22 protein-coding genes are annotated in these 25,036 nt (G+C 72.3%); 12 read left to right on the top strand and 10 right to left on the bottom strand.

What is annotated here, in order from left to right:
• Positions 1 to 20: 20 nt before the first annotated feature.
• The gene (locus tag VHA73_06750; protein ID HVX17713.1) at positions 21 to 770 is read left to right on the top strand and encodes a hypothetical protein; all 750 of its coding nucleotides are present in this window, start codon (positions 21 to 23) and stop codon (positions 768 to 770) included.
• On the top strand, positions 767 to 2,428 hold the full coding sequence (locus VHA73_06745) for a hypothetical protein (protein HVX17712.1): 1,662 nt from the start codon (positions 767 to 769) through the stop codon (positions 2,426 to 2,428). Before VHA73_06750 ends, VHA73_06745 begins: the two co-directional genes overlap by 4 nt.
• A gap of 127 nt (positions 2,429 to 2,555) precedes the next feature.
• Here VHA73_06745 and VHA73_06740 read toward each other — a convergent pair whose 3' ends face one another.
• From VHA73_06740 to VHA73_06730, 3 genes are all read right to left on the bottom strand, one after another.
• On the bottom strand, positions 2,556 to 4,718 hold the full coding sequence (locus tag VHA73_06740; GenBank protein HVX17711.1) for an alpha-galactosidase: 2,163 nt from the start codon (positions 4,716 to 4,718) through the stop codon (positions 2,556 to 2,558).
• A 190-nt stretch (positions 4,719 to 4,908) separates the two neighbouring features.
• Positions 4,909 to 5,367 (bottom strand): MarR family winged helix-turn-helix transcriptional regulator, encoded by a 459-nt coding sequence (locus VHA73_06735; GenBank protein HVX17710.1) that lies wholly within the window; start codon positions 5,365 to 5,367, stop codon positions 4,909 to 4,911.
• Positions 5,364 to 6,770 (bottom strand): chloride channel protein, encoded by a 1,407-nt coding sequence (locus VHA73_06730; protein HVX17709.1) that lies wholly within the window; start codon positions 6,768 to 6,770, stop codon positions 5,364 to 5,366. The genes VHA73_06735 and VHA73_06730 overlap by 4 nt, the downstream gene beginning before the upstream one ends.
• A 138-nt stretch (positions 6,771 to 6,908) precedes the next feature.
• Here VHA73_06730 and VHA73_06725 point away from each other — a divergent pair, with 138 nt between their 5' ends.
• Positions 6,909 to 10,358, top strand: coding sequence for an error-prone DNA polymerase (locus VHA73_06725; protein ID HVX17708.1), 3,450 nt, complete (start codon positions 6,909 to 6,911; stop codon positions 10,356 to 10,358).
• Between the two features lie 62 nt (positions 10,359 to 10,420).
• A complete protein-coding gene (locus VHA73_06720) occupies positions 10,421 to 11,119 on the top strand; it encodes an HAD family phosphatase (GenBank protein HVX17707.1) in 699 nt (232 codons plus the stop codon).
• 46 nt (positions 11,120 to 11,165) lie between these two features.
• On the opposite strand, the gene VHA73_06715 is transcribed toward VHA73_06720, so the two are convergent.
• Positions 11,166 to 11,591: a hypothetical protein gene (locus VHA73_06715; GenBank protein HVX17706.1), complete on the bottom strand. Its 426-nt coding sequence runs from the start codon at positions 11,589 to 11,591 to the stop codon at positions 11,166 to 11,168.
• A 136-nt stretch (positions 11,592 to 11,727) separates the two neighbouring features.
• Here VHA73_06715 and msrA point away from each other — a divergent pair, with 136 nt between their 5' ends.
• Positions 11,728 to 12,363, top strand: coding sequence for a peptide-methionine (S)-S-oxide reductase MsrA (gene msrA, locus VHA73_06710; protein HVX17705.1), 636 nt, complete (start codon positions 11,728 to 11,730; stop codon positions 12,361 to 12,363).
• Positions 12,364 to 12,444: 81 nt separating this feature from the next.
• On the opposite strand, the gene VHA73_06705 is transcribed toward msrA, so the two are convergent.
• Positions 12,445 to 13,140 carry a hypothetical protein gene (locus VHA73_06705; GenBank protein HVX17704.1) on the bottom strand — a complete coding sequence of 232 codons (696 nt, stop codon included), beginning with the start codon at positions 13,138 to 13,140 and terminating at the stop codon, positions 12,445 to 12,447.
• Between the two features lie 55 nt (positions 13,141 to 13,195).
• Here VHA73_06705 and VHA73_06700 point away from each other — a divergent pair, with 55 nt between their 5' ends.
• The 5 genes from VHA73_06700 (at position 13,196) to VHA73_06680 (ending at position 18,501) form a co-directional block, all read left to right on the top strand.
• Entirely contained in the window at positions 13,196 to 14,191 is a 996-nt protein-coding gene (locus VHA73_06700) for a hypothetical protein (GenBank protein ID HVX17703.1), read from the top strand.
• An 86-nt stretch (positions 14,192 to 14,277) separates the two neighbouring features.
• Complete coding sequence (locus VHA73_06695) at positions 14,278 to 15,732, top strand: NCS2 family permease (GenBank protein HVX17702.1); 1,455 nt, start codon at positions 14,278 to 14,280, stop codon at positions 15,730 to 15,732.
• Positions 15,732 to 16,568 (top strand): thioesterase family protein, encoded by an 837-nt coding sequence (locus tag VHA73_06690; protein HVX17701.1) that lies wholly within the window; start codon positions 15,732 to 15,734, stop codon positions 16,566 to 16,568. Before VHA73_06695 ends, VHA73_06690 begins: the two co-directional genes overlap by 1 nt.
• A 590-nt stretch (positions 16,569 to 17,158) precedes the next feature.
• On the top strand, positions 17,159 to 18,109 hold the full coding sequence (mca, locus tag VHA73_06685) for a mycothiol conjugate amidase Mca (protein ID HVX17700.1): 951 nt from the start codon (positions 17,159 to 17,161) through the stop codon (positions 18,107 to 18,109).
• The gene (locus VHA73_06680; protein ID HVX17699.1) at positions 18,109 to 18,501 is read left to right on the top strand and encodes an SCP2 sterol-binding domain-containing protein; all 393 of its coding nucleotides are present in this window, start codon (positions 18,109 to 18,111) and stop codon (positions 18,499 to 18,501) included. The genes mca and VHA73_06680 overlap by 1 nt, the downstream gene beginning before the upstream one ends.
• A 67-nt stretch (positions 18,502 to 18,568) precedes the next feature.
• Here VHA73_06680 and VHA73_06675 read toward each other — a convergent pair whose 3' ends face one another.
• The 4 genes from VHA73_06675 to VHA73_06660 all read right to left on the bottom strand — a co-directional run bounded on the left by VHA73_06675 (position 18,569) and on the right by VHA73_06660 (position 21,845).
• Positions 18,569 to 19,417: a polysaccharide deacetylase family protein gene (locus VHA73_06675; GenBank protein HVX17698.1), complete on the bottom strand. Its 849-nt coding sequence runs from the start codon at positions 19,415 to 19,417 to the stop codon at positions 18,569 to 18,571.
• A gap of 67 nt (positions 19,418 to 19,484) precedes the next feature.
• Positions 19,485 to 20,069, bottom strand: coding sequence for a thermonuclease family protein (locus VHA73_06670; protein HVX17697.1), 585 nt, complete (start codon positions 20,067 to 20,069; stop codon positions 19,485 to 19,487).
• A gap of 147 nt (positions 20,070 to 20,216) precedes the next feature.
• Positions 20,217 to 20,396, bottom strand: a complete 180-nt coding sequence (locus VHA73_06665; protein HVX17696.1) for a hypothetical protein — start codon at positions 20,394 to 20,396, stop codon at positions 20,217 to 20,219.
• 72 nt (positions 20,397 to 20,468) lie between these two features.
• Positions 20,469 to 21,845, bottom strand: coding sequence for an amidase (locus VHA73_06660; protein ID HVX17695.1), 1,377 nt, complete (start codon positions 21,843 to 21,845; stop codon positions 20,469 to 20,471).
• Between the two features lie 128 nt (positions 21,846 to 21,973).
• Between VHA73_06660 and VHA73_06655 the strand changes: the two genes are divergently transcribed.
• The gene (locus VHA73_06655; GenBank protein HVX17694.1) at positions 21,974 to 22,780 is read left to right on the top strand and encodes a thioesterase family protein; all 807 of its coding nucleotides are present in this window, start codon (positions 21,974 to 21,976) and stop codon (positions 22,778 to 22,780) included.
• Entirely contained in the window at positions 22,777 to 23,745 is a 969-nt protein-coding gene (locus tag VHA73_06650; GenBank protein HVX17693.1) for an LLM class F420-dependent oxidoreductase, read from the top strand. The genes VHA73_06655 and VHA73_06650 overlap by 4 nt, the downstream gene beginning before the upstream one ends.
• A gap of 22 nt (positions 23,746 to 23,767) precedes the next feature.
• Here VHA73_06650 and VHA73_06645 read toward each other — a convergent pair whose 3' ends face one another.
• Positions 23,768 to 25,030, bottom strand: a complete 1,263-nt coding sequence (locus VHA73_06645) for a DUF2510 domain-containing protein (protein ID HVX17692.1) — start codon at positions 25,028 to 25,030, stop codon at positions 23,768 to 23,770.
• Between the last annotated feature and the right edge of the window lie 6 nt (positions 25,031 to 25,036).

Below are 25,036 nucleotides of genomic sequence, written 5' to 3'. Positions count from 1 at the left end.
AGACGTTCGATAGTGGATGGGTGACGCCGCCCGCCGCACCGGAACGCTCCCGCTCGACCGCACCGGAACCCGATCACCAACCCGAAGCGCTGCGCCGGCTCCGCGCGCGCACCGGGCCGCTCACCTTGGCCGGCGAACGCGCCCTGGTCGTCGCTCCCGAGCTGCGCGGGCTGTTCCCCGACGGGTTGCGCCGCGGTACCGCCGTGGGCGTGGTGGGCGACGCGGCCGTGTCGCTCACCTTGGCCTTGGCAGCCGAGGCAACCCGCACCGGATCGTGGCTGGCCGTGCTCGGCGCGCCGTGGCTCGCCTGGCCCGCTGCCGCCGAGTTGGGGGTCGCCATCGAGCGCACGGTCGCCGTAGCCGATCCTGGCGCTGAACGCTGGGCCGAGGCGGCTGGCGCCCTGCTCGACGGGTTCGACCTGGTGGTGGCGGTGCATGGCCCGGGCCGGCAGCGCGTGCGCGCCGCCGAGGCACGTCGCCTGGCCGGCCGCGCCCGCCAACAAGGCAGCGTGCTCGTGCCGTTGCCCGACCCGTTCGGCGAGCGGTGTGAGGCGTGGCCCGAATCGACCGACCTGCACTGCCGTGCCGACACCGCCGAGTGGATCGGCATCGGCTCGGGCCACGGCCACCTGACCGGCCGGCGCGTGCAGGTCGAGGTGGGTGGGCGCCGAGTCCCGCGGCCGCGCCGCGCCGAGCTGTGGCTGCCGGGGGCGTCGGGCGACATGGCCGTGGTCGAACCGGTGGCGTCGGTGACCGCCTTGCGCTCGTGAACGCGCGCTCCCGCGAGGTCCCAAGCGCGGAGCCGATCCGCACGGTGGCGGTGCACTGCCCCGACTGGCCCGCCGCCGCCGCCGGCGCACCGCCGGACGAGCCGGCCGCCGTGTTCCACGCCAACCGGGTGGTGGCTGCCACCGCCGCGGCGCGCCGCGACGACGTGGTGCCGGGCCTGCGGCGCCGCGAAGCGCAGCGGCGCTGCCCCGAACTGGTGGTGCACACCCACGACCCTGCCCGCGACGCCCGGGCGTTCGAAGCGGTCGCCGCGGCGTTGGGCACCCTCACCCCACGGGTCGAGGTGACCCGGCCCGGCACCTGCTCGTTCGCCAGCCGCGGCCCGTCGCGCTACCACGGCGGCGACGCGCCGCTCCTCGAGCGGGCCGAAGCCGTGGCGCGAGGAGCCGTGGCCGGCCGTGCGCCGGTGCGTGTCGGCCTGGCCGACGGGCCGTTCGCCGCGCTGCTCGCCGCAGTGGGGGCCAGCGACCACCAGCCCACCGCCCTGGTGCCGCCCGGTGGCTCGCCGGCCTTCCTCGCACCCCTGCCGGTCACCGTGCTCGGCGAGTGGGCTGCCGGCGTGGGAGGCGGAGGTGGTGCCGAGGTGCGCGACGGGGCGATCGTCGAGCTGGTCGGCGTGCTGGGCCGCCTCGGCCTGCACACCCTCGGCGCGTTCGCCGCCCTTCCCGCTGGCCAGGTCGCCGGCCGGTTCGGCCCCGCGGGGTCGGCCGCTCACCGCTTGGCGTCGGGCCTCGACCCCAGGCCGCTGTCGACCCGTCCGATCCCGCCCGAGCTCACCGTGGCCGCCGAGCTCGACCCGCCGGCCGAACGGGTCGACCGGGTGGCGTTCGCCGCCAAAGCCCTGGCCGACGAGCTGCTCGGCCGGCTGCACCACGACGGGCTCGCGTGCGCCCGCCTGCTGGTGGTCGCCGAGACCGAGCACAGCGAGCGGCTCGAGCGCTGTTGGCAGACCGACACCGGGTTCGGGCAGATGGGCGCCGCCGCCGTGGCGGACCGGGTGCGGTGGCAACTCGACGGTTGGCTGAGCGGCCCGCCCGCCGTGCGGCCCACGTCGGGGATCATCCGCCTCGCCCTGGTGCCCGAGGAGCTGGTGGTCGCGGGCAGCCGCCAGCCGGGGTTCTGGGGCGGTGCCGCGGGGGCGGGGGAGCGGGTCGTGCGGGCCGTGGCCCGGGTGAGCGGTCTGCTCGGTCCCGAAGCGGTGTGTGTGCCCGAGTTGGGCGGCGGGCGCGACCCCGAACGACAGGTCCGTCTGGTGCCGGCGGTGGCAGTCGAGCTGCGCGAGCAGCGCCGAGCCACCACCCCATCCCACGCGCTCCCGTGGCCCGGGCGGATGCCGCCGCCCACTCCTGCGGCGGCTGCCGCCACGGCACAGCGTGAGGCGATCGAAGTGTGCGACGTCACGGGCCGCGAGGTGGCGGTCGACGGGCGCGGGCAGCTCAGCGCGCCGCCGGCGGAGGTGTGGCGCGGCCGACGGTCCCAGCCGGTCACCGCGTGGGCGGGCCCGTGGCCGACCGACGAGCGCTGGTGGGACCCTGAGCACCATCGTCGCCGTGCCCGCCTCCAGGTGGTCACCCCCACAGGCGCCTACCTCGTGGCCCGCGAGCACGGCAGTTGGTGGCTCGAAGCCCTCTACGCCTGACACCCCGCCGCCCCCGCCCCCGTCGCCCCCCACCAGACCCCGTAGTGGGTGGGGACGTGGTCGTTGGGGCGACCGGAATCCCCCCCAGTTCGGGTACCGGGTGCGGCCGCGGGGACAGGACAGGACGTCAGGTGGGTGGGCGGAGGTGCCAGATCCGGGCGGTGGTGGCCGAGGTGAGTGGCCAGGCGAGGCCGCTACCGGCCAGCGCGGCGCCCGTGGTGACGCCGCGATCGGTGTCGCCGGCCGCGAGGTCGATCTCCGTCACGGCGTAGTCGCGGTCGGGGTCGAGGCCGTCCACGTGCAACGCGTCGAGGCCGCCCGCGTGCGACGGGTCGAGCGCTGCGCCTGCGTCGGCGGCGCCCGCCCGCGCCGTGAGTTGGTAGGCGAACACGACGGCCGCGGATCGGTCGGGGGCCAGGTAGGCCAACGCCGCGCGGTCTGCGTCACCCTCGAACGGCGACACCAGCCGGTACAGGTCGCCGTGCTGCACGAGCGGCCGGACTCGGCGGTAGACGCCGACAGCGCGCCGGCACACCTCCCGCTCGTGCGGCGTGAGCGCACGGGTGTCGAGGTCGAACCCGAAGCGGGCGCTCATCGCCACGGCGCAGCCGAACGCGACCGGCCGGCCACCCCAACGGGTCACGTGTGCACCCACGGCCAGCGCCGGCAAGAAGTGCGACGCGGCCCACTGCATCCGTACCCGGTCGAGCGGGTCGGTGTTGTCCGACAACCACACCTCGTGGAACCACCGCATGGTGCCGACGTCGACCCGCCCGCCGCCCGACGCGCACAGCATCAGCGTGAGATCGGGGTGACGTGTGGCCACGGTGGCCATCACATCCCAGGTGGCCCGGGCGTGGTCCACCCAGAAGTTCGACTGCCGATCCGCGCCGAGCATGGGCGATCCGGCATCGGTCATCGCCCGGTTGGCATCCCACTTCACGTACGTGATGCCGGGGGTCGCCTCGAGGGTGCGGTCGAACACGCCCGCCACGAAGTCAGCCACCTCGGGTTGCAGCACGTCGAGGACGAGCTGCTGGCGCTCCTCGCGGCGCGGCCGCCCCGGCTGGCCGACCACCCAGTCGGGATGGTGTTCGTAGCACGACGATCCCGGGTTCACCATCTCCGGCTCCAGCCACAGCCCGAAGCGCACCCCACGTTCGCGTGCCCGCTCGGCCACCGGGGTGAGCCCGTTGGGCAGCTTGCCCGGGTCGACGGTCCAGTCGCCGAGGCCGGCGTCGTCGTCGTCGCGCGGGTGTGCGTCACCGAACCAACCGTCATCGAGGAGGAACAACTCGGCACCCAAGTCGCTGGTGTCGTCGACGAGGTCGACCAGCCGCTGCTCGTCGAACGCGAACCCGGTGGCTTCCCAGTTGTTCACGACGATCGGGCGGACGGTGTCGCCGTCACGCACCACACGCTCGCGGGCCCACCGGTGCAGGCGGCGGCTCAGCGGGCCGACCCCTTCGGTCGACCACGCCCAGCACATCTCCGGCGTGGTGAACACTTCGCCGGGGTCGAGGACGTACTCGGCGGCGAACGGGTTGTGCCCGCACCACACCCGCACGACGGGGTGGGCCGAACGCTCGAACCCGAAGCGCACGTTGCCGCCCCAGGCCAGCATCCCGGCCACCACGGTGCCGGTGATCTCGGTGGCCGGGCCATCGGGCGCCAGCAGGAAGAACGGGCTGCGCTGCAAGTGGGGCCGCACCCCGCCGCGTGACTCCAACAGCCGGGTGCCGAGGGTGACGGGCTCCCAGGTGGGGGTCCACTCGGCTGCCCAGTCGCCGCCGAAGTGCGTCAGGTGGGCGCCGCTGTCGCGCAGCAGCGGGGCCGCCGCCGCGACCTCGTGCAGCGTGACGGGACGGTCCTGGCGGTTCACGACCTCGACCCACTGGCGCAGCACCCCGTGCGGCTCGGGTCGGAAGTGCAGCCGGACCTCGAGCGGTCGGCCGTCGTCGACCAGCACGATGGTGAGCCCGGGGCTACTTCCAGCCTCGCCCCCGGCACCACCGGAGCCGCCCGGTTCGTCGACCGTCTCGACGTGCTCCACCCGAAGGTGCGTGGTGGTGGCGCCGTCCGCGTGCGTCACGCGCAGCGCCGGCGCCCGCAGCGGTTCCTGGTCCCACGACGGGTGGGCGAGTGGGTACAGCCCCGCCGGCAGCTCGGGCGACAGCGCCGCGACATGGCGCTCGATCGCGGGCCCGAAGCCCGCCTGGTGGAGCAGCCCGCGGTCGTCCACCACGAACGCATAGCCGTCACCGCCCGAGTGCACCGTCGTGGTCTGCATCGCCGGCGACGGTAGCCGGGACCGATCTGCCGTTTCGGTGCCCTCGGCCGCCCGGCGGACAGGCGTCGATCGCGCGCAGGCAGCCGCTCGCGTGCCGGTCCGGGCGCGGATGGGGCGGGCTGCGGATCGATCCCGCGCTCCGTCCGTCGCGGTCCGGTCAGGTCACCCGCTGCGGCTGTTCGCGGCCGGGTCAGGTGTTGATCGAGTCGAGGATCTCGGTCATCGTCTGGCGGAAGCGGCGGACTTCGTCGCGGTGGAGCGTCGACAAGTCGGCCAGACGCTCGTCGCCGGTGTCGGTGAGGCGCAGCCGGACGCGGCGGTGGTCGCCCGGGTCGGTGTCACGGTCGACCAGGCCGTTGGCGACCGCCCGCTCGACCAGCTCGCTCACCGAGTGCAGGCGCAGCTGCAGCAACTCGGCCACCTCGCTCAAGGTCGGTGGCTCCTCGCCGGGTGCGCCCTTGATGGCGAGGAGCAGTTGGTGCTGGGCGGGGGTGATCCCTGCGGCGCGGGCGGCCTGCTCGGAGAAGCGAAGGAACTGGCGCAGCGTGTAGCGGAACTGCGCGAGCGCCTGGTAGTCCGCCGCCGACGGCTTCGCCCGCGGGGTCGACTTCGAAGCGCGAGCGGGCGATGAGGTCGTCGGCTTGCTCATCGGCTCGGCGCCTCCACTGCCGACCCGTGGGCGCCCGCGGGCTTGCGTGGCGACGGGTGTGGGTTGGCGAGGCCGTCATCGCCGCGGACGAGGTCCTCCGGGTCGCCGCTGCTCTCGCCGTGGGCGCCTTCGCGGCGACGTTGGCTGTGCAACAAGTTGGCGCCCGACGTGAGGAACAGCGACACGATCGCGGCGATCAGCAACGTGGGGATGATGCGCATCCCCACCATCTCGGCCACCACCAAGGTCGAGCCGAGGGGCGTCTTGGTCACCCCCACGTTGCACGCCACCATGCACGCGGTGGCCCACAGCACATAGTCCTGCCCGTGGCCGAACTGGATGCCGCCTGCCCGCCCGACGCAGTAGCCGATGAAGAACAGCGGGATGATGAACCCGCCCTTCCACTGGCCCGCCATGGTGACCGGCGCGGAGATGAGGTGACCCAGCGCGGCGAGCAGCAACGTCGACACCGCGATGGTGTTGAGCGCGCCGATGTGGGTGAGTTGCGCCTCGGAGAACGTGAGGGCGTACGGCGAGATCCAGGCGATGCCGCCGAGCGCGACGCCGGCCACGACCGGCTTCGACCAGCTCGGCAGTCGCCGCACCGTCCAGCGGAAGAACATCGACAACCACGTGAAGAGGTAGGCGACGACGGCGCCCGCCACCCCGCACAACACGGCCCACCCGAGGTCACTGGTGTGGATGTGCATCGGTGCGGCCGGGAAGCGCCAGATCGGCTGGAGCCCGAGTGACGTGATGGCGACGTACACCGCGTACCCGATCGCGCTGCCCAGGCAGGCGGGGAGGAGAGCCTCGTAGTACTCGAGGCCGCGCCGGTGCAGGATCTCCAGCGCGAACACGGCAGAGCCGAGCGGCGCACCGAACAACACGGTGAAGCCCGCCGCCATGCCGGTGATGGTGAGGATGCGGCGGTCGACCCGGTCGCTGTCGGAGCGGATCCCGACCCACGAGCCGAGCGTGCCGGTGATCTGGGTGAGGGGGGCCTCGGGCCCGATGCCGCCACCGACCGCGATGCCGAGCAGCGACACCGGCACCAGCGAGCGGAGGTTGTGGACGTCCTCCATGCCGCCGGTGATGTGGATGTTGTCGACGAGCAGCTCGGTGTCGCCGGGGTCGCCAAGCAGCTTGACGAGCAGGGCGACGGCGATGCCGATCGCGATGAGGAGCGGCCAGTGGGTCCAGTTGGCGTAGTGCGTAGGCCAGAGGAAGTGCTGCAGGCCACGCAGCGCCTCGACGTACCCGGCGCCGACCAGCCCGCCGATCAGACCCGTGGCCACCACCAGGGGGAGCAACCGGTTGCGCGGCCCGGAGAAGGCTTCGAGGAAGAGGCGACGGGGCCGGGCGAACGTCGGGCGCTGGAAGATGGGTGGCAGCTCTGACACGAACTAATCGTAGGGCGAACTATTCGTACGTGGCGAATCGCGGTCCCTCCTCGGCTTCCGGGCCGGGGCGGCGGCGTCGCCCGCATGATCCCGGCGAAGCGAGTTGCAGAGAACGAACAGACGTTCGATACTCGCGCGATGGGGTTCGGGAACCCGCAGATCCCCTGGAGGGAGCTCGAGCAACGGTATTCCGGCAAGGTCCGCCACCAACAGGGGCGTCGTCGCGACGGCCGCTCCGACGCGGTGCCTGCTGGGGCCGACGGTGGCGACAGCCCGGCCTGGTCGCGCAAACGCTCGCCGTACGTCGCGCCCGACCGCCGACCGCGGTCCGACCGTGCCGCGGGTGTGCCGTACGCCGAGCTCCACTGCCACTCGAACTTCAGCTTCCTCGACGGCGCGTCGCATCCCGAGGAGCTGGCCGAGGAAGCCGACCGGTTGGGACTCGAAGCCCTCGCGCTCACCGACCACGACGGCTTCTACGGGGTGGTCCGTTTCGCGGAGGCGGCTCGTGAGGTCGGCCTGCCCACGGTGTTCGGTGCCGAGCTCACGCTCGACGGTGCCGCCCGCACCCCGGCGGGGGTCGCCGATCCGCCAGGCCGCCACGTGGTGGTGCTGGCCCGCGATCCGGTCGGCTACGCCCGCCTGGCCCGCGCCATCAGCGAGGCGCAGATGGCGGGGGAGAAAGGCGCGCCCCGCCTCACGCTCGACGAGTTGGCGCTGCTGGGCTCGGGCGGCTCGCTCGGCACGACCCCCGCGAGCCGTCCCGGCGGAACGGGAGCCGGCCCAGCCGGGGCCGCCGACCACTGGCTGGTGCTCACCGGTTGTCGCAAAGGCGCGGTGCCCGCCGCGCTGGTCGATGCCGGCCCGTCAGCCGCAGCCCGTGAGCTGCAACGGCTGCTGGCCGCGTTCGGGCCCGCCAACGTCGCGGTCGAGCTGTGGGACCACGGCGACCCGCTCGACTCCGCTCGCAACGACGCTCTGGCCGAGCTGGCGGTGCGTGCCGGGCTGCCGTTGGTGGCCACCAACAACGTGCACTACGCCGTCCCGACCCGCCGGCGGTTGGCCACCGCCCTCGCCGCTGTCCGCGCCCGCCGCAGCCTCGAGGAAGTCGATCCGTGGCTCCCCGCCGGGGCTGGTGCCCACCTGCGTTCCGGCGCCGAGCAGGCCCGCCGGTTCGCCCGTTGGCCGGGGGTGGTGGAGCGGGCGGCGGCGCTCGGGCGGGAGTGCGCGTTCGACCTCCGGCTGGTGGCGCCCAAGTTGCCGCCGTTCCCGTGCCCCGACGGGCTCGACGAGATGGCGTTCCTGCGGCGGCTCGCTGTCGAAGGTGCCACCCGCCGCTACGGGCCTCGGCACGCCTCCGCCACCGACCCCCTGGTCGCCAGAGCTTGGACCCAGATCGACCACGAGCTCGAAGTGATCGAGCAGCTCGGCTTCCCGGGTTACTTCCTCGTGGTGTGGGACATCGTCCAGTTCTGCGAGCGGGCCGGCATCTTCTGCCAGGGCCGCGGGTCGGCGGCGAACTCGGCGGTCTGCTTCGCGCTCGGGGTCACCCGGGCCGACGCGGTCCGCCTCGGTCTGTTGTTCGAGCGCTTCTTGTCCCCCGAGCGCGACGGCCCGCCCGACATCGACCTCGACATCGAGAGCGGCCGGCGGGAGGAAGCGATCCAGTACGTCTATGCGCGCTACGGCCGCCAGAACGCCGCCCAAGTCGCCAACGTCATCACGTACCGGCCGCGGTCGGCCATCCGCGACATGGCCAAGGCGCTCGGCTACGCGACCGGCCAGCAGGATGCTTTCGCCAAGCAGATCGACCACTGGGGGCCCTTGCCCGACGCCGGCGGCGAGGTCCCGGCGGCGGTCGTCGACCTCGCCGGTGAGCTGCTCGACGCCCCCCGCCACCTCGGCATCCACTCGGGCGGCATGGTGATCTGCGACCGGCCGGTGGTCGAGGTCTGCCCGGTCGAGTGGGGTCGGATGGAAGGCCGCAGCGTGCTCCAGTGGGACAAGGACGACTGCGCGGCCGAGGGGCTGGTGAAGTTCGACTTGCTCGGCCTGGGGATGCTCACCGCCTTGCACGAAGCGGTCGACCTGATCCGTGCGCACCGCGACTACGAGCTCGACTTGGCCGAGCTTCCACAGGATCCCGCGGTGTACGACATGTTGTGCCGGGCCGACTCGGTCGGGGTGTTCCAAGTCGAGTCCCGGGCGCAGATGGCCACGCTGCCCCGCTTGCGACCGCGCGAGTTCTACGACTTGGTGGTCGAAGTGGCGCTGATCCGGCCCGGCCCGATCCAAGGCGGGTCCGTCCACCCCTACATCCGTCGCCGCAATGGCCGCGAGCCGGTCACGTACCTCCACCCACTGCTCGAGCCGGCGCTGCGCAAGACGCTCGGCATCCCGCTGTTCCAAGAGCAACTCATGCAGATGGCCATCGACGTCGGTGGGTTCTCGGCCGCCGACGCCGATCAGCTCCGCCAAGCCATGGGGGCGAAGCGGTCGGCGCAACGGATGGAGCGGTTGCGCGCCCGTTTCTACGGCGGTATGGCCGAGCGGGGGATCACCGGCGACATCGCGGACGCCATCTGGGACAAGCTCGCCGCGTTCGCCAATTTCGGCTTCCCCGAGAGCCACTCGGTGAGCTTCGCCTACCTCGTGTACAGCTCGGCGTGGATCAAGTTGTACGAGCCGGCTGCGTTCTGCGCGGCGCTGTTGAACGCGCAGCCGATGGGGTTCTACTCGCCGCACTCGCTCGTGCAGGACGCACGCCGACACGGTGTGGTCGTGCATTCCCCCGACCTCGCTGCATCGTCGGCCAAGGCCACGCTCGAGCCGTGCCCTGGCAGCCACAACGACGTGGCGGTCCGCATGGGCATCTCGTCGGTGCGCACCATCGGCGCGGAGCTCGCCGAGCGCATCGCGGCGGGTCGCCCGTACACCGGCATGGAAGACGTCGCCCGACGGTGTGGCCTGTCCCAGCCGCAACTCGAGGCGTTGGCCACCGCCGGCGCGTTTGCCTGCTTTGCCGGTGCCGGGCCGTCCGACGGGGCCGGGTCTGGCGGGGGAGGGATGGCGCGGCGGGCTGCGTTGTGGGCGGCGGGGGCGGTGGCCCAAGGGGGGCCGGGCCGGTTGCCGGGTGTCGTCACCGGGGTGGAGGCGCCGCCCCTGCCGGGACTGTCGCCAGCGGAGACGGCAGTCGCCGACTTGTGGGCCACCGGGGTGGCGCCCGACGGCCACCCCACCCGGTTCGTGCGCGACACCCTCGACCGCCTCGGCGTCACGACCGCAGTGGGGCTGCACCAGCTACCCGACCGGGCCAAGGTCACGGTGGGTGGGGTCGTGACCCACCGCCAGCGCCCGGCCACGGCAGGCGGCACGGTGTTCGTCAACCTCGAAGACGAGACCGGCCTCATCAACGTGGTGTGCTCGAAGGGGTGCTGGGCTCGCTACCGCCGGCTGGCCCGCACGTGCCCCGCCCTGTTGGTGCGCGGTCGGCTGGAAAAGGTCGAGGGGGTGGTGAACGTGGTTGCCGAGAAGTTGGAGCCGCTGCCGCTGGCGGCCGGCACGCTCCGCTCCCGCGACTTCCGCTGATGCCGAGGCGGCCGGGCGTGTCCGATTTCGCTGCCGTCTCGGCGGCGGGGGATCATCCAGCCATGACGGTCGACTCCGCATCGATGCCGACCCCGCTCGAAAGCCCTCCGTTCGCGGTGATGTGGGACATGGACGGCACGCTCGTCGACACCGAGCCGGACTGGATCGCCGCGGAGTACGCGCTGGTCGAGGAGTTCGGCGGGCACTGGGACGACGGGCGGGCCCACAGCCTGATCGGGCTCGACCTGCTCGCCGCCGCCGGGGTGATCCGGCGGCTCGGCTCGGTCGACCTGCAGCCAGAGGAGATCGTGCACCGCTTGTCCGCCGAGGTGCAGGACCGGATCGCCCACGAGCCGAAGTGGCGACCGGGCGCGTACGAGTTGCTCGATGGCCTCCGCCGATCCGAAGTGCCGTGCGCGCTGGTGACCATGTCGTGGGCCGGCCTTGCCAACTCGGTCGTCGACCATCTGCCGGCCGGAACGTTCGCGGCGGTGGTGACCGGCGACGTGGTCACGCGCGGCAAGCCCCATCCGGACCCGTATCTGGCGGCGGCCGCCCGGCTGGGGATCGAGCCGGCTCACGGCTTGGCCATCGAGGACTCACCGACCGGCGTGGCCGCGGCCGTGGCTGCCGGCGTCCCGACGTTGGCCGTGCCGAACGTGGCGGGCGTCGCGGAGCAGCCCGGAGTGGTGCAGGTGTCGACGCTCGCCGACGTGCGACCCCACGACTTGGCGGCCTTGTGGGCGGCAGCCCGCGGTTGAGCGAGCGGGCGCGCCCTACCGGCGGGTGAGGCCGGGTCCCTCAGGCTCAGGTCGACGCCGGTTCGCGGTCGCCCACCACGTGGGTGAACGGGATCGTCAGCTCCTTGCGGAGACGGCTGGGTGCGTCGAGCTTGAGCCATCGCGACGGCCCGGCCGGCAAGGTCGACATGATCACGCCATCGAAGGCGGTGTCGCGGTCGAACACGACGTGCACCGCGTGCACCGGGTTGATGTCGCCGATCTCGCCGCTGACCTCGGCTGCGCCGAGCTCGGTGAACGCAGCGATGGCGGCGTCGAGCCGGGCCTGTGCCTCCGCTTGCACTTCGCCTTCGGTCCAGACGTGGTCGGCCGGGTGGGTGATCGGGACGACGAGGTGAAACGAGCTCGGGCCCTGCGCGATGCGCTGGCGCACTTCGTCGAGCAGGGCGCTGCTCCCGATGGTGCGGTGGGCCACCACCAGATATCGGCGCATCGTTGACCTCCTTCGTGCCCGCAGCACCACGATACGCGACGACGGCGCGCTCGTGCGCTTGTGAACACTTTCCGCGAACGCCCTCGGCCCGGTCGGCGCGGGCGCAGACGTCGTCGTCGGTCCGTAACCTGACGGCATGAGGTCGCTTCGCAAGGCACAGGATCTGCCGGCACCCGAGCACGCGCTCGCTGGGCGCGACGAGCCGATGCCGGTCCCCGCAACGCACGAGGTCAACGGCCATCCGCTCGTGCCACCGTTCCCTGACGGGCTGGAGCAGATCGTGCTCGGCAGCGGCTGCTTCTGGGGCACCGAGGAGCTGTTCTGGCAGCTGCCGGGCGTGTACACCACCGCGGTCGGCTATGCGGGTGGGGTAACCCCGAACCCCACGTACGAAGAGGTGTGCACCGGCCGGACCGGCCACACCGAAGCGGTCTTGGTCGTGTTCGATCCGGCGGTGGTGAGCCTCGACGAGATCCTGCGCACGTTCTGGGAGACGCACGACCCCACCCAGGGGATGCGTCAGGGCAACGACATCGGGACGCAGTACCGGTCGGCCATCTACACCACGTCCGACCAGCAGTTGGCCGAAGCCGAAGCGTCGGCCACCCGATACCAGGCAGCGCTCCACACGGCGGGCCGTGGCGAGGTCACCACCGAGATCGGTCCGCTCGGCCCCTTCTTCTACGCCGAGCCCTACCACCAGCAGTACCTGCACAAGAACCCCAACGGCTACCGCTGCCACTCCGCCACCGGCATCGCCTTCCCCGCCTGACCGCCTCAACATCCCGTTCTGGGCTGCTTTTTACGCGTCCCAACGCGCTTTTTTCAGCCCAGAACAGTTGAGGTGGGGGACTCAGGGGTCGGGGTCCCGGGGTTGGTCGTGGCGGCGGACGCGCCAGGGACGCGGCGACGGCGGCGGGGGCGGGTCGTGCAACCAGGGCACGGGACCTTCTCGGTCGCGGGCACGTCGGAGTGCCGCCCGGCGCAGCAGCCACAGCGGGCCGAGCACCACGCCGATGAGCGCGGCAGCGACCACGCCGGCGAGCAGCGCGCTGACCGCCACCCGCGTCAGCGACCGGTGGCCGCAGCTCGCCTTGCCCGCGAGCCAAGTGGAGGTTTCGACACGCCGACCGGCCGCTCGGACTTCGCCGGCACGCAGGTCGGCGGGGTCGAACGTGGGCCCGGTCCACGCGTCACCGGTCGTGGACTCCGCCAACGCGCGGTACGTCGTGCCTCGTCGGAGCCCTCCGGCGCCGAGGTCGTCGACCACCCGGTAGCCCGGCACGTGCCTCGCGACCGTCAGGTCGGTCGTCGAGGCGCCGCCTGGCGACACCGTGGCCGACCACACCACGCGGTTGCGCGGGTCGAGGAGCCGCAGGCGCCTGATCGCGGCCGTGTCGTCGCACGGTTTGAAGCGGATGGTGGTGCCGCCGGCGGTAGGGCCCACCGCGCTGGCCGGCCCGGCGGTGCGCGCACATCCGCTGGTCGTCAGGGCCAACGACCCGACGAGGAGGAGCGCGGCAGCGATCCGGCGGGCTCGGGCGGGCATCGGCTGAGTCTGGCCGGTTCGGGCGCCTGGCCGCAGCCCGGTAGCGTGGAAGGCCATGGCTGACCGCAACCAGGCCAAACAACGGCGCCAAGCGCAGAACCGGGCGCGGCGCGCCGAGATCGCGGCGCGGGCCGAGACGTCGAGGCGCAAGGGCAGCGACGAGGAGCCCACCTCGGGTCGGGGTCGCCCGGCGCGCACGGCACGCGGCGTTGCCAGCGCCACCGGCAAGGGCGGCCGCGCCACCACCGCTGCCGGCCGGCCGGTGCGCACTCCCGTGCCACGCGGCGGTCTGCTCGGCAAGTTCGGTTGGAACGAACCGGGCGGCCAGGCCGTCATCTTGGGTGCCGCCGCCACGATCCTCGCGTCCGTGGCGCTCATCTTCGTGAAGATCATCCCCACCGACGGGCCCTGGGAGGTCGTCGACCGGGCCGGCAACGTCGGCGCCGGTCTGTCGAAGCAGAGCCTCGACCAGATCGTGGCGTTGCACGGCAAAGTCCACACCGAGACGTTGCTCAAGAACGCCGGCAGTCGTGGTTGGCTGTTCCTGGCCTTGCCGGTGGTGCTCACCTGGCTCACCGTCTTGATCGCCCGGCCGTCGAACCGCAAGCGCACCTGGATCATGGGCGCCATCGCCATGTTCTTGTTCGTGATGCTCTACCAGCAGCTCGGGATCTTCTACATCGTGCCGTTCGGTGCGTTCGCCTGGGGCACCTACCAGGCGTACAAAGTCGCCCGCCTCGAGCGACTTGCCGACGCAGGCGGCGGCCGCGCCATCCCCACCACGGCCCGCGATGCCACCGCCGCTGAGGATCTCGACGGCGAGGACTACGACGACTTCGACGACGAGGACCACGACGCCGACGAGGACGACGACGACGGCGCACCTGCCCGCCGCAGCGCGGCGCGCAGCGGTGGGGCGAACGCCCGGCGGCCCGCGGCCGCGAGCTCGCCGAACACCGGCCCGCGTCCGGGCTTGTTGTCGTCGTTGTTCAAACCGCAGCCGCGCGCCACGCGCAGCGCGGGTCGACCGCGGCGCGACCGCGACGAGTAACGCCTCTCCGGGGCCGTTCGGCGCGACCGTCGCCGACGTGAGCGGTCCGCGCGTCGGCGGTGAGGTGCCCCGTAGTATCCCGACGCATGCGGAGCACCCTCGACCGGTTCTTCGAGATCAGCCGACGGGGCTCGACGCTCAGCGCGGAGATCCGTGGTGGCCTCGCCACGTTCTTCACGATGGCCTACATCCTGGCCGTCAACCCCAACATCCTCGGCCACGGTGACGCCAGCGGTCACTACCTGACCGGCCAGCTCGTGCCGAAGGTCGCAGGTGGGGCTTCGGTGCCGCTCACCGCCGAGACGGCGAAGATCGCCGCGTCGACCGCCCTGGTGGCGCTGGCCACCACGTTGCTGATGGGCATCGTCGGGCGCGTGCCGATCGCGCTCGCCGCCGGCCTCGGCGTCAACGCGATCGTGGCGTTCCAGCTCGCGCCGCGCATGTCGTGGCCGGCCGCCATGGGCATCGTGGTCATCCAAGGTGTGGGCATCACGGTCCTGGTGCTCACCGGGGTGCGGCGGATGATCTTCGACGCGGTACCGGCCGCGCTCAAGCACGCCATCACGTGCGGCATCGGGCTGTTCATCGCGTTCATCGGCTTCGTGGACGCCGGCTTCGCCCAGCGCACCCCCAACCCGGGCGGCCCGCCGGTCCAGCTCGGCCCGACCGGCAACCTGCTCGGGTGGCCGGTCGTGGTGTTCGTGATCGGCCTGCTCGCCATCGGGATCCTCATGGCCCGGCGGGTGAAGGGCGCCATCTTGATCGGCATCATCGCCACGACGGTGGTGGCGATGATCATCAACAAGGCGGCCGACGTCCCGGCCGCGGCGTGGGGCGGTGCCATACCGGCGTGGCCCAAGAAAGTCGTCGCCGCGCCCGACTTCGGCCTCCTCGGTCACTTCAGCATCGGGGGCGCGTTCCACCAGGTCGGGGTGATCACGGTGATCGTCTTCGCCTTCACGATCATGTTGAGCGATTTCTTCGACGCCATGGGCACCATGCACGGTGTCAGCGAGCAAGCGGGGATCCTCGACGAGCACGACCAGGTGCCCCGCGCCGACGCCGTGCTGCTGGTCGACTCGGTGGCCTCCTTCGGCGGTGGTCTCGCGGCGTCGAGCTCGGCCACCTGCTACATCGAGTCGGCCGCCGGCGTCGGTGAAGGGGCCAAGACCGGTTTCGCCAGCGTGGTCACTGCGTTGTGCTTCGGCTTGGCGCTGTTCGTCACCCCTCTCGTCGGGGTCATCCCGAGCCAGGCCACCGCACCGGCCCTGGTGATCGTGGGGCTGATGATGATGAGCCAGGTGCGCCACATCAGCTTCGACGACTTCGCCATCGCGCTGCCGGCCTTCCTGACGATGGTCGTCATGCCGTTCACGTACTCCATCACCGACGGGATCGGGGCCGGATTCGTGGCGTACGCGGTGTTGCAGGCCGCGTCGGGCAAGGCGCGCGAGGTCAAGCCGCTGATGTGGATCACGGCGTTCGTGTTCCTCGTCTACTTCGCCATCGAGCCGGTCAAGAGCTGGCTGGGGGTGGGCTAGTGGCACACCCGGAGGAACCCTCGCCGGCCGACTTCGACGACGCCACCGACTTCGCGACGGACACGACCGTCCACCCGCTCGGCCCTGGCCGGTGGGGCGCGTCGCTGCGCCGCGGCTGGTGGATCGTGCGGGGACCCAATGGCGGTTACCTGGCGGCGATCGTGCTGCGGGCCATCCTCGCCGAGGTCGACGACCCGTCGCGGCGCCCGCGCTCGCTGACGCTCCACTACATCGCGCCCGCCACCGACGGGCCCGTCGAGATCGTCACGGCCGTGGAGCGCACCGGCCGGTCGCTCACCACGGTCACCGCCCGCCTCGTGCAGGACGGGGAACCGAAAGTACTGGCGATGGCCGCCGTCGCCGCGGACCGGCCTGCGCCTGAGTGGTCGACGCTCGAGCGGGTCGACGCGCCGCCGGCCGACGCGATCGCCACCAGCACCGAGCCGACCGTGCCCCTCGGCAACCGCTTCGAGCAGCGCTGGGTCGAAGGCGTGCCGTTCAGCGGCCAGGCGCGAGCGCTGACCACCGGTTGGATCCGGCCCAAGGTGCACGAACCGCTCGATTGGCCGCTGGTCGCCGCGTTGACCGACGCGTGGCTGCCTGCGGTGTTCACCAAGCACGAAGGTTTCGCGGCCGTCCCCACCGTCGACCTCACCATCCACTTCCGTGACCCGCTGCCCGAAGGCGACACCACCGGGGCGTGGTCACTGGTCCGTTTCACGACGGACGTGTCGTCGTCGGGCTACCTCGAAGAGGACGGCGAAGTGTGGACCGAGGGAGGCAAGCTGCTCGCCCAGAGCCGCCAACTCGCGGTGTTCCTGGCTGCTCCCGGTTGATTTGCGAGCGCATCGCTTCACGAGCGGAAAAAGCCTGCGGAGCCTCTTGACGCACCACCGCGCGAGGTCCACAGTGGCACTACTCCGGTGAGCGGCCATTGGCCACGACCATCGGGGTGGGCAACACATCGGTCGCATCCGAGGAGGTGCTGAACGATCGTGACGACCGTGGAGCGCAGGCGCTTGGAGCGGTCTCCGCCCTGCTGACGGCTGCTCGAGCCGGAAGCTGACATCCCGGCCGGGCCGCGGCTCGCCTGGTGCGCGCCGCAGACGAGTCGATCTGGGAGCCGCTTGTGCCGATCCGTTACGGACCGCGGATGTGCAGGTAGGGGAAACGTCGACGTGGGGTGGAACCCAGCCGGGAACGCCGGCCCCTCATCGCCGAGACCTCTCCGCCAGCCACCGGGCCCGTCCAACCACTGACGGCGCCGGGCCGCGACCCAGACGCTGCGTCCCGCCGACCCCGGGCCTCCACCGCCCGCCGTCGGCGGGGCGCCTCGCGTTCCGACCTTCCCGCCGGGTTGGGGTCGGTTGGGTCCGGCGTGTCCGCCGCGCCGGGCTGGTCGGGCACCCCGGTAGCGTGAGTGACCATGTCGGACACGCCACCAGACCCGACCACGACGTTCCCTGCGGCGCCGCTCATCGCCGTCGACGAGGTCGACCCCGGCCCGAGCGGGCGCCTGCGGATCGTGTCCGTCCACGCCCACCCCGACGATGAGGCGTCCAAGGGTGCCGGCACCATCGCCAAGCTCACCGACGGCGGTGCCCGGGCCGTGCTGGTCACCTGCACCGGCGGTGAGGCCGGCGACGTGCTGAACCCGGCGATGGACCGTCCCGAGGTCAAGGCCGACCTCGCCAACGTGCGGCGGGACGAGCTCGCAAGGGCGGCGGGCGTGATCGGCTACCACCAGGTCGTGATGCTCGGTTACCGCGACTCGGGGATGCCCGACAGCGAGCACAACGCCCACCCGCGGGCCTTCGCCAACGCCCCCTTCGACGAAGCCGTCGATCGGCTGGCCTCGGTGTTGCGGGTCGTGCGACCCCACATCGTGTTGACATACGCCGATGACCAGAAGTGGTATCCGCATCCCGACCACCTCCGCGTGCACGACATCTCCGCGCCCGCCATCGAGGTGGCGGCCGGCCCGGCGACCCACTTGCCCGGCGATCCGTGGCAGGTGAGCAAGGTGTACTACTCGTCGTGGTCCCGCTCGCGCATCGAGGCCTTCCACGAGAAGTTCCTCGAGCTCGGCCTCGAGTCGCCTTACGATGACCGGTGGTTCGAGCGTCCCTCGCAGGATCAGCGGATCACCACCCGCCTCGACGTGGCGGGCTACTACGCCCGCCGCAAGGCCGCCCTGGTGGCGCACGCCACCCAGATCGATCCGACCTCGAAGTTCTGGTTCGGCCTCCCCGACGACGTGGCCGAAGCGGCGTACCCCTGGGAGGACTGGATCCTGGCGTCGAGCGAAGTGCCGACCGAGACGCCCGAACATGATCTCGCGGCCGGGCTGCACGATCTCGTCGGTGGGGAAGCGTGATGGCGGCGTACGGCTCGGCCGAGTGGCTTGCGGCCCTCGAAGAGCTCGCAGTCGACTTGCCGGAGACGCCAGGGGTCACGGTCCGGGCCGAGCTCGCGGTCTCCGGCACCCCCGAGGGCGATGTCGCTTACCAGCTGGACGTGTCGAACGGTCAGGTGATGTCGACGGCGGCCGGCCCAGCCGCGGATGGCACCGTCGACGTGTCGATCGCGATGACCTACTCGTTGGCCAGCTCGATCTTGGGGGGCAGCGAGGACGCCAACGCGGCGTACATGCGCGGCGACCTCAAGCCCACCGGCCACACCGGTCGCCTGCTCGACCTGTTGGCGTGGAGCCAGACCGGGCCGGTGCGCAAGCTGGGCGTCGAGCTCGCGGCCCGCACGGACGCCTGACCTCGCGCCCCCACGGCTCGCCGACCGGGTGCCGGCGCGACGGCTGCGTGGTCAGGCGCGTCGCGCGTCAGGCCGCGGGGCGGCGTTCGCGACGCTGGAGGTCGCGCAGCTCGCGGTAGCCGATGAGCTTCAGGCCGGCCCTGGCCACCATCGCGGGGAAATCGGTGTCGTACGTGACGAGGTGGTGATCGTCGACCCGGGCAGGCCAGTCGTCGGCGAACGACCGCAGCTCGGGGGTGTCGACCGTGGGGTGCACGTAGATCTCGGTGATGCCGGGCCGCAAGTCGAACAGCGCCTGCTCGATCGTCCGGCGGCTTCCGACGCCCGGGACCACCACGAGGTGGTCGGGGAAGCGGACACCTTCCGCGGCGGCGAGCTTGCGGAACGGGAAACCGATCATGCGCTCGGTCGACGCGCCCGACAGCCGGAGGGGCAGGTCGAACTCGACGGCGAGGTCGAGGTAGACGTCGAAGAACTCGGGCCGGAACTGGAGCGTGCCCATGTGCGAGTCGAGGTGGCTGACGTCGAACCCCCACAGGATCGCCCGCTCGACCTGCGCCCGCAGCTCGCGGCGGACCTCGTCGAGGTCGGCGTGGTCCCACACATCGCGCTGCGTGCGGGGGAAGCCGCCGTCGCCGTCGAGCAGCGAGGGCGCATGGGTGATCGGTCCCCAGCGGTAGAGGTCGAACTCGGCGTTCAACGTGAGGTGCACGCCGATGTCCTCGCCGCGGTAGCGGGAGGCGGCCTCGCGGGCCCACGGGCAGGGGACCATCAAGGTGGCGCTGGTGGCCATGCCGGTGCGGAGCGCCTCGTAGACGCCGACGTTCGCGGCATGGCTGGAGCCGAGATCGTCGCAGTTGATGATCAGCACGCGGTCGTCGTCGCCGAAGCCGAGCTGCTGGGCCAGTTCCGTCACGACCATGACGCTACCGGCCCGACCCGCCCGCGCCGTCGAGGACGGACCCGGCCCCGCGCGCCGCAGCTCAGCCGGTGGTCGACGCCGGTCGGCCCGGCCCGCCGCATGTGCCCCACAGGCCGCTGCCGCGGGCCCGCGCCTGGTCGACCGCGGCGCGCAACTCGCCGGCGTGGGCGACGTTGGGCGGGTACGTCAACAGCGCGGCAAAGCCGCCTTTGGCGAGGTCGAGGTTGACGAAGAGCCCGTCGGGCAGCCGGTAGACGTACGCGAGCAGCCGGCCGTACTTGTCGCGGCTCTCCACATCGCGGACGAGCCGTACCCGGGTCCCCGCCGGCAGGAGTGCTTCGGTGTGCGCGCTGGCTTCCTTGCCGTAGCACTGCACGGGCCGGCGTGGGTCCTTGGTCTCGGGGGTGTCGATGCCGAGCAGGCGAACCCGCTCGGTGCGGCCGGAGATCCGCACGTCGATGGTGTCGCCGTCGATCGCGCGCTCGACCGTCGCGGTGCCGGGCGGGCCCGCGGTGGCGCCAGTGGCCCGGCGTGTGGTGCAGCCCGACAACGGGAGCACCGTGAGGGCCACCGAGACGAGCAGCAGGTGGCGGAGGTGCCGTGTTCGGGGCTGGGGCGGGGCGAGTGGGGGGCATGGCGGTGACATCGGACGACCTCGGGCTCGGCGATGAGAGGCGGCCGGTGCCGCGAGACCAGGGGCGGCCGGGTGCCGCGAAAAGGTGGAGGCGGCGGTCAGCCGCGAACGTATCGGCGACGGCGATCGGCGGATCCGCCGGTCGCCGCGCACGTGCGTTCAGGCGGCGTGGCGGTGATCGTCGTCGTCGTGCGAGGGGTGCTCGCCGGCGCCACGGAGGATGGCCGCGTGCAGCGCCGCCCGGGCCTGGGCGACGCCCCGGCGACCGACCTCCTTGGTGCGCTCGTCGAGCCGCCATTCGACCGGCGCTTCGAGCAACGAGAGCTGTGGTTGTGCCATACCCCCATCATGACGATCACCTGTGACATCGAGGCCGGAGCGGCCTGGTCGACGGTGATTCGCCGACCAGGGTCAGGCGGCGACGAGGGGCCAGGGCCGTTCGGCCTCGACGATCCGGGCGAGGTCGAGCAACAACGCATCGCTGTGGTGGTGGCCGATGACCTGGAGGCCGACGGGCAGGCCGTCGACGGTGCCGGAAGGGATCGAGATGGCTGGTACACCCGTGACATTGGCCGGGATGGTGAGGGCGCCGTTGTTCTCCGGACCCACCTTCTGCTCGCGGACCCGCGTGTTCAGGGCGATCTCGGCGCCGAACGCCACGTCGGGGTTGGTGGCCGTCATCACGAAGTCGACTTCGCCGAGCAGGGCGGCCATGGCGTCGTTGATGGCCCGTCGCGACGCCTCGGCCTTGGCCGCGAGGTCGAGGTTCAAGGTCGACTCGGCGATCGACATGCCGAACGCCATCTCGGTGGTCAGCTCGTCTTTGCACTCGGGCCAGCGATCGCCGAGCTCCTCGCGCAGCGTGATGAGGTTCATGATCGCCCACTCGAAGCCGAAGCCCGGTAGGTCGACCGGCACGTCGACCACCTCGAGCCCGGCGTCTTTGGCCAGCAGCTCCGCTTGCGCTCTGACGAGCCCGGCGACCGCCGGTGCGACCACGGCCGCGCCGCCGAGATCGGGCGTGATCACCACCTTCTTGCCGGCGAGGTCGTGGTGGTCGAGGTCGCGCTCCCACCCTTCGATCCGGGGCAACGAGTAGGGGTCGTAAGGGTCGTAACCCGCGCAGACGTCGTACCACCGGGCCACGTCGCGCGCCGAGCGGGCCATGCAGCCCATCACGACCGTCAGCGGCCCGATCGAGGTGTGCGGGCCGCGCGGGATCCGGCCCGCGGTGCCTTTCATGCCGACCAGGCCGCAAAAGCCCGCCGGGATTCGGATCGACCCGCCGCCATCACCGCCCGTGGCGATCGGGACCAGCCCCCCGGCCACCGCGGCCGCCGAGCCGGCGGACGACCCACCCGTGGTGCGCTCGTGGTTCCACGGGTTCCGGGTCACCCCGTTGAGGCGGGTGAGGCCGATGTTGAGACCGCCGAACTCGCTGGCGGTGGTCTGACCGATCAAGTTGGCGCCGCCGCTGCGGAGGCGGGCCGTCTGCGTGGCGTCGAACGACCAGGTGCGGTCCGCGAACACGAGGGAGGCTTCGGTGGCGGGCCAACCGTCGACGGGGTCGAGCTGCTTGACACCCATCGGCACGCCACCGAACGGCAAGCGGACATCGGCTTCGGCCGCGCGCGCTCGGGCCAGGTCGGCCTCGAGGTGGCAGAACGCGTTGAGCGGGCTGGCGTCGATCGCCGCCAGCGCCGCGTCGAGCTCGTCGACCGGGGAGTGCTCGCCGCGCCGGAACGCGTCGACCAATGAGCACGCATCGCCTTGCCAGGTGGACGTCATGGGCCGAGATGCTACGCGTTGGCGTCGCGGGAAACCGAGTCGACGCTCAGCTTTGTCGGGGCCGCCCGCGCGTGACATCGGTCGTGCGATGGTCGGAGCGGGCGACCCGGCCGCGTACATTGCTCGCCGTGGATGCGCCTGCCTTCCTCGGCCTCGAGTCGACCCACAACCCCAACCGCTGGTACTTGCCGATCGTGCCCGGCATCTGCGCCGGTGGGCAGTTCCTGTTCGGCGGCTGCGGCCTCGGGGCGGGCATCGCCGCCATGGAAGCCACCACCGGCCGGCGAGTGGTCTGGGCCACCGCCCAGTACCTCAGCTACGCACGCCCGGGATCCGTGCTCGACATCGACGTGACCGTGGCGTCGGCGGGCCACCACACGACCCAGGCCCGCGCGGTGGGGCATGTGGGCGATTCGGAGATCCTCACCGTGAACGCCGCGCTCGGGGCGCGCCCGAGCGAGTTCGACGGCACCTGGGCCACGATGCCGAAGGTCCCGCCACCAGAGGACTGCCCGAACCGGCCGTTGCGCTTCCCCGGCGTCGAGTCGATCAACGACCGGCTCGACGTCCGTTTGGCCGACGCGCGGCCCTGGGGCGACCTCGACGGCACGCCCGGCGACGGAAGGTCGGCGCTGTGGGCCCGGATCCCCGACCTGCTCGAGATGTCGGCCGGCACGTTGGCGATCATGGGCGACTTCGTGCCGTTCGGCATCGGCCAGGCGCTGGGTCGCGCCGGCGGCGGCAACAGCCTCGACAACACGATCCGGGTGGCCACCCTGGTGCCGACCGAGTGGGTGCTGCTCGACATCCGCATCATCGCGGTGGGTCACGGGTTCGCCAACGGCGCAGTGCTGCTGTGGGCGCCCGACGGCACGCTGATGGCCACCGCGAGTCAGTCGACCATCGTGCGGATGTGGAAGGGTGACGAACCATGACCTCCCGATACGGGATGACCATCCCCTTCGACGGCGTGCCGCTGCATGCCCACCGCGACTGGATCACAGAGCTCGAGGACCTCGGCTACACCGACGTGTGGTCGGCCGAGGCCATGGGTGCCGACGCGTTCACGCCGCTGACCCTGTCGTCGGTGTGGGCGCCGTCGTTGCGGCTCGGCTCCGCGATCGTGCCGGCGTACACGCGCGGCCCGGCGTGCCTGGCGCAATCCGTGGCGTCGCTCGCCGACGCCGCCCCGGGCCGGGTGGCGTTGGGCATCGGCACCTCGTCGAATGTCATCGTCGAGCGCTGGAACGGCATCCCGTTCGAGGAGCCGTACAAGCGGGTGCGCGACACCGTCCGCTTCTTGCGCACCGCGCTCACCGGCGAGAAGGTCACCCACGACTACGACACGTTCTCGGTGAAGGGCTTCAAGCTCGGCTTGGTGCCAGAACAGCAGCCCCTGATCATGATCGCCGCGTTACGCGAAGGCATGTTGCGTCTGGCTGGGCGCGAGGGCGACGGCGCGATCATCAACTGGTTGTCGGCCGACGACGTCCGCACCGTGGCACCGATCGTCCACGAAGCCGCCGGGGGCGAGCCCCGCGAAGTGGTGGCTCGCATCTTCGTGGCGGTCACCGAGGATCGCGACACCGTGCTCGCCATGGGTCGCTACGCCATCGCGGCCTACCTCACAGTGCCGGTCTACGCGGCGTTCCACCGCTGGATGGGCCGCGGCGAGATCCTCCAGCCGATGTGGGACGCATGGGAGGCCGGCGACCGCAAGGCCGCCTTGGCGGCGATCCCCGACTCCCTCGTCGACGAGCTGATCGTGCACGGGTCGCCTGAAGCGTGCCGCGAGCACATCCAGCGCTACCTCGACAACGGGGTGACCTGCCCGGCGCTGGCGCTGTTGCCGTTCGGGTCCGATCCCCGCCAGGCCATCCGCGACGTCGCGCGCCGCTGATCCGGCCCGGCTGGCGGGGCCGTCAGCCTCCGGTGGTCGTGGTCGACCCGCCGGGCGGCGCCGAGCCCGATGACGCGCCGGCACCGGTGTCGGTAGGGGCGGTGGTGGTGGTCGTGGAGGACTCGGGGGCCGGTGTCGCGCCCGTGACCGGCCAGTTGTCCTCCTCGTGCTGCAAGCGGTCGCATGCGCCTCGGTCGTACGTGGGGTTGGCGACGCAGTACGCGGTGAGGAACGCGTTGAGCGAGTCGTGGAAGGGGCCGGCGATCAGACGGTTGTAGGAGTCGGCGCGCAGGTCGCCACGGATCGTCGGCTCGTTGCGGACGGTGATGAGCACGTCGACCTTCGTGGGGGCAGTGTCGCCCACCATGAGCACGGCATAGTCACCGGTGACCGGCGCGACGATCGTGTCGGGCGAGCCGAGCACCACACCGTGGAAGCCGGGGACCCGCACCGTGGGGTCGTTGGCGCCGGGAGCCCGGATGCCGCTGCCGGAGGAGGTCGTCGTACTCGATGTGTCGGTCGACGCCGAGCCGGCGCCGGCGGAACCCGTGTCGCCAGGACCGGCGGTGGTGGTGGTGCCGGTCACGGAGTCGGCGGCGATCTGCGCGACGAACGACCTGCCGCTGGCGCGGGCGCTGGCGCGCTGGACGCCCGTGACGTAGCCGTGGTCGCTCAAGCGGTCGACGGTGGTGGCCGAGATGCCGGTACGGACCGTGGCGCGGCCGGATGCCACACGCCAGCCGACCACTGCGGTCTGCCCGGCCCGCAAGTGCAGCAGGTGCACGTCGAGCTGCCCGCGCCGCAGCGTGACCTGGTAGTGCCCCGAGCCCGCGACGTCGACTTCTCGGGGCAGGCGAGGTCGCGTCGTTGTCGTGGCGCGTCGCGCCGTGGTGGGCGGCGCGCTCGAACCGTGGTGGCGGGTCACGACGAACGCCGCCGCGCCCCCGGCGACCCCGAGCAGGACGGCGGCCGCCACGAGGAACGGCCAACGACGACGCGCCGACCCGGCGAGGTGCGGCGGCGGGGTCGAGGCATCCGGCCGGACGCCGGTGGTTGCCGGGCCGCGGTCGAGCGTGGACGTCACCGGGGCGGTCGCCGCGCGGCCGGTGGCCGACGGGCGCGACGCGCGGCGGCGGGGGCCGGTCGAAGTGGCCACCGGCGGGTCGCTGGCCTCGAGGCCGTCGTCGGCCACCCGGGAAGTCCAGGCCTGCCCGTCCCAGAAGCGGTGCTGATGTCGCCGGGTGGGATCGGCGTACCAGCCGATGACCGGTGACGGATCAGGCACGGCGGG

This window comes from Acidimicrobiales bacterium (assembly GCA_035547835.1).
Classification (GTDB): domain Bacteria; phylum Actinomycetota; class Acidimicrobiia; order Acidimicrobiales; family Iamiaceae; genus DASZTW01.
Note: the sequence above shows the minus strand (reverse complement) of the source record. Positions and strands in the feature narration are given on the sequence as shown.

Excerpts from the sequence above, each read along its gene's own strand:
- VHA73_06740 (HVX17711.1), bottom strand. The coding sequence starts at position 4,718 with ATGCAGACCACGACGGTGCACTCGGGCGGTGACGGCTATGCGTTCGTG.
- VHA73_06735 (HVX17710.1), bottom strand. The coding sequence starts at position 5,367 with ATGAGCAAGCCGACGACCTCATCGCCCGCTCGCGCTTCGAAGTCGACC.
- VHA73_06725 (HVX17708.1), top strand. The coding sequence starts at position 6,909 with ATGGGGTTCGGGAACCCGCAGATCCCCTGGAGGGAGCTCGAGCAACGG.
- VHA73_06720 (HVX17707.1), top strand. The coding sequence starts at position 10,421 with ATGACGGTCGACTCCGCATCGATGCCGACCCCGCTCGAAAGCCCTCCG.
- VHA73_06715 (HVX17706.1), bottom strand. The coding sequence starts at position 11,591 with ATGCGCCGATATCTGGTGGTGGCCCACCGCACCATCGGGAGCAGCGCC.
- msrA (HVX17705.1), top strand. The coding sequence starts at position 11,728 with ATGAGGTCGCTTCGCAAGGCACAGGATCTGCCGGCACCCGAGCACGCG.
- VHA73_06705 (HVX17704.1), bottom strand. The coding sequence starts at position 13,140 with ATGCCCGCCCGAGCCCGCCGGATCGCTGCCGCGCTCCTCCTCGTCGGG.
- VHA73_06700 (HVX17703.1), top strand. The coding sequence starts at position 13,196 with ATGGCTGACCGCAACCAGGCCAAACAACGGCGCCAAGCGCAGAACCGG.
- VHA73_06695 (HVX17702.1), top strand. The coding sequence starts at position 14,278 with ATGCGGAGCACCCTCGACCGGTTCTTCGAGATCAGCCGACGGGGCTCG.
- mca (HVX17700.1), top strand. The coding sequence starts at position 17,159 with ATGTCGGACACGCCACCAGACCCGACCACGACGTTCCCTGCGGCGCCG.
- VHA73_06680 (HVX17699.1), top strand. The coding sequence starts at position 18,109 with ATGGCGGCGTACGGCTCGGCCGAGTGGCTTGCGGCCCTCGAAGAGCTC.
- VHA73_06670 (HVX17697.1), bottom strand. The coding sequence starts at position 20,069 with ATGTCACCGCCATGCCCCCCACTCGCCCCGCCCCAGCCCCGAACACGG.
- VHA73_06665 (HVX17696.1), bottom strand. The coding sequence starts at position 20,396 with ATGGCACAACCACAGCTCTCGTTGCTCGAAGCGCCGGTCGAATGGCGG.
- VHA73_06660 (HVX17695.1), bottom strand. The coding sequence starts at position 21,845 with ATGACGTCCACCTGGCAAGGCGATGCGTGCTCATTGGTCGACGCGTTC.
- VHA73_06650 (HVX17693.1), top strand. The coding sequence starts at position 22,777 with ATGACCTCCCGATACGGGATGACCATCCCCTTCGACGGCGTGCCGCTG.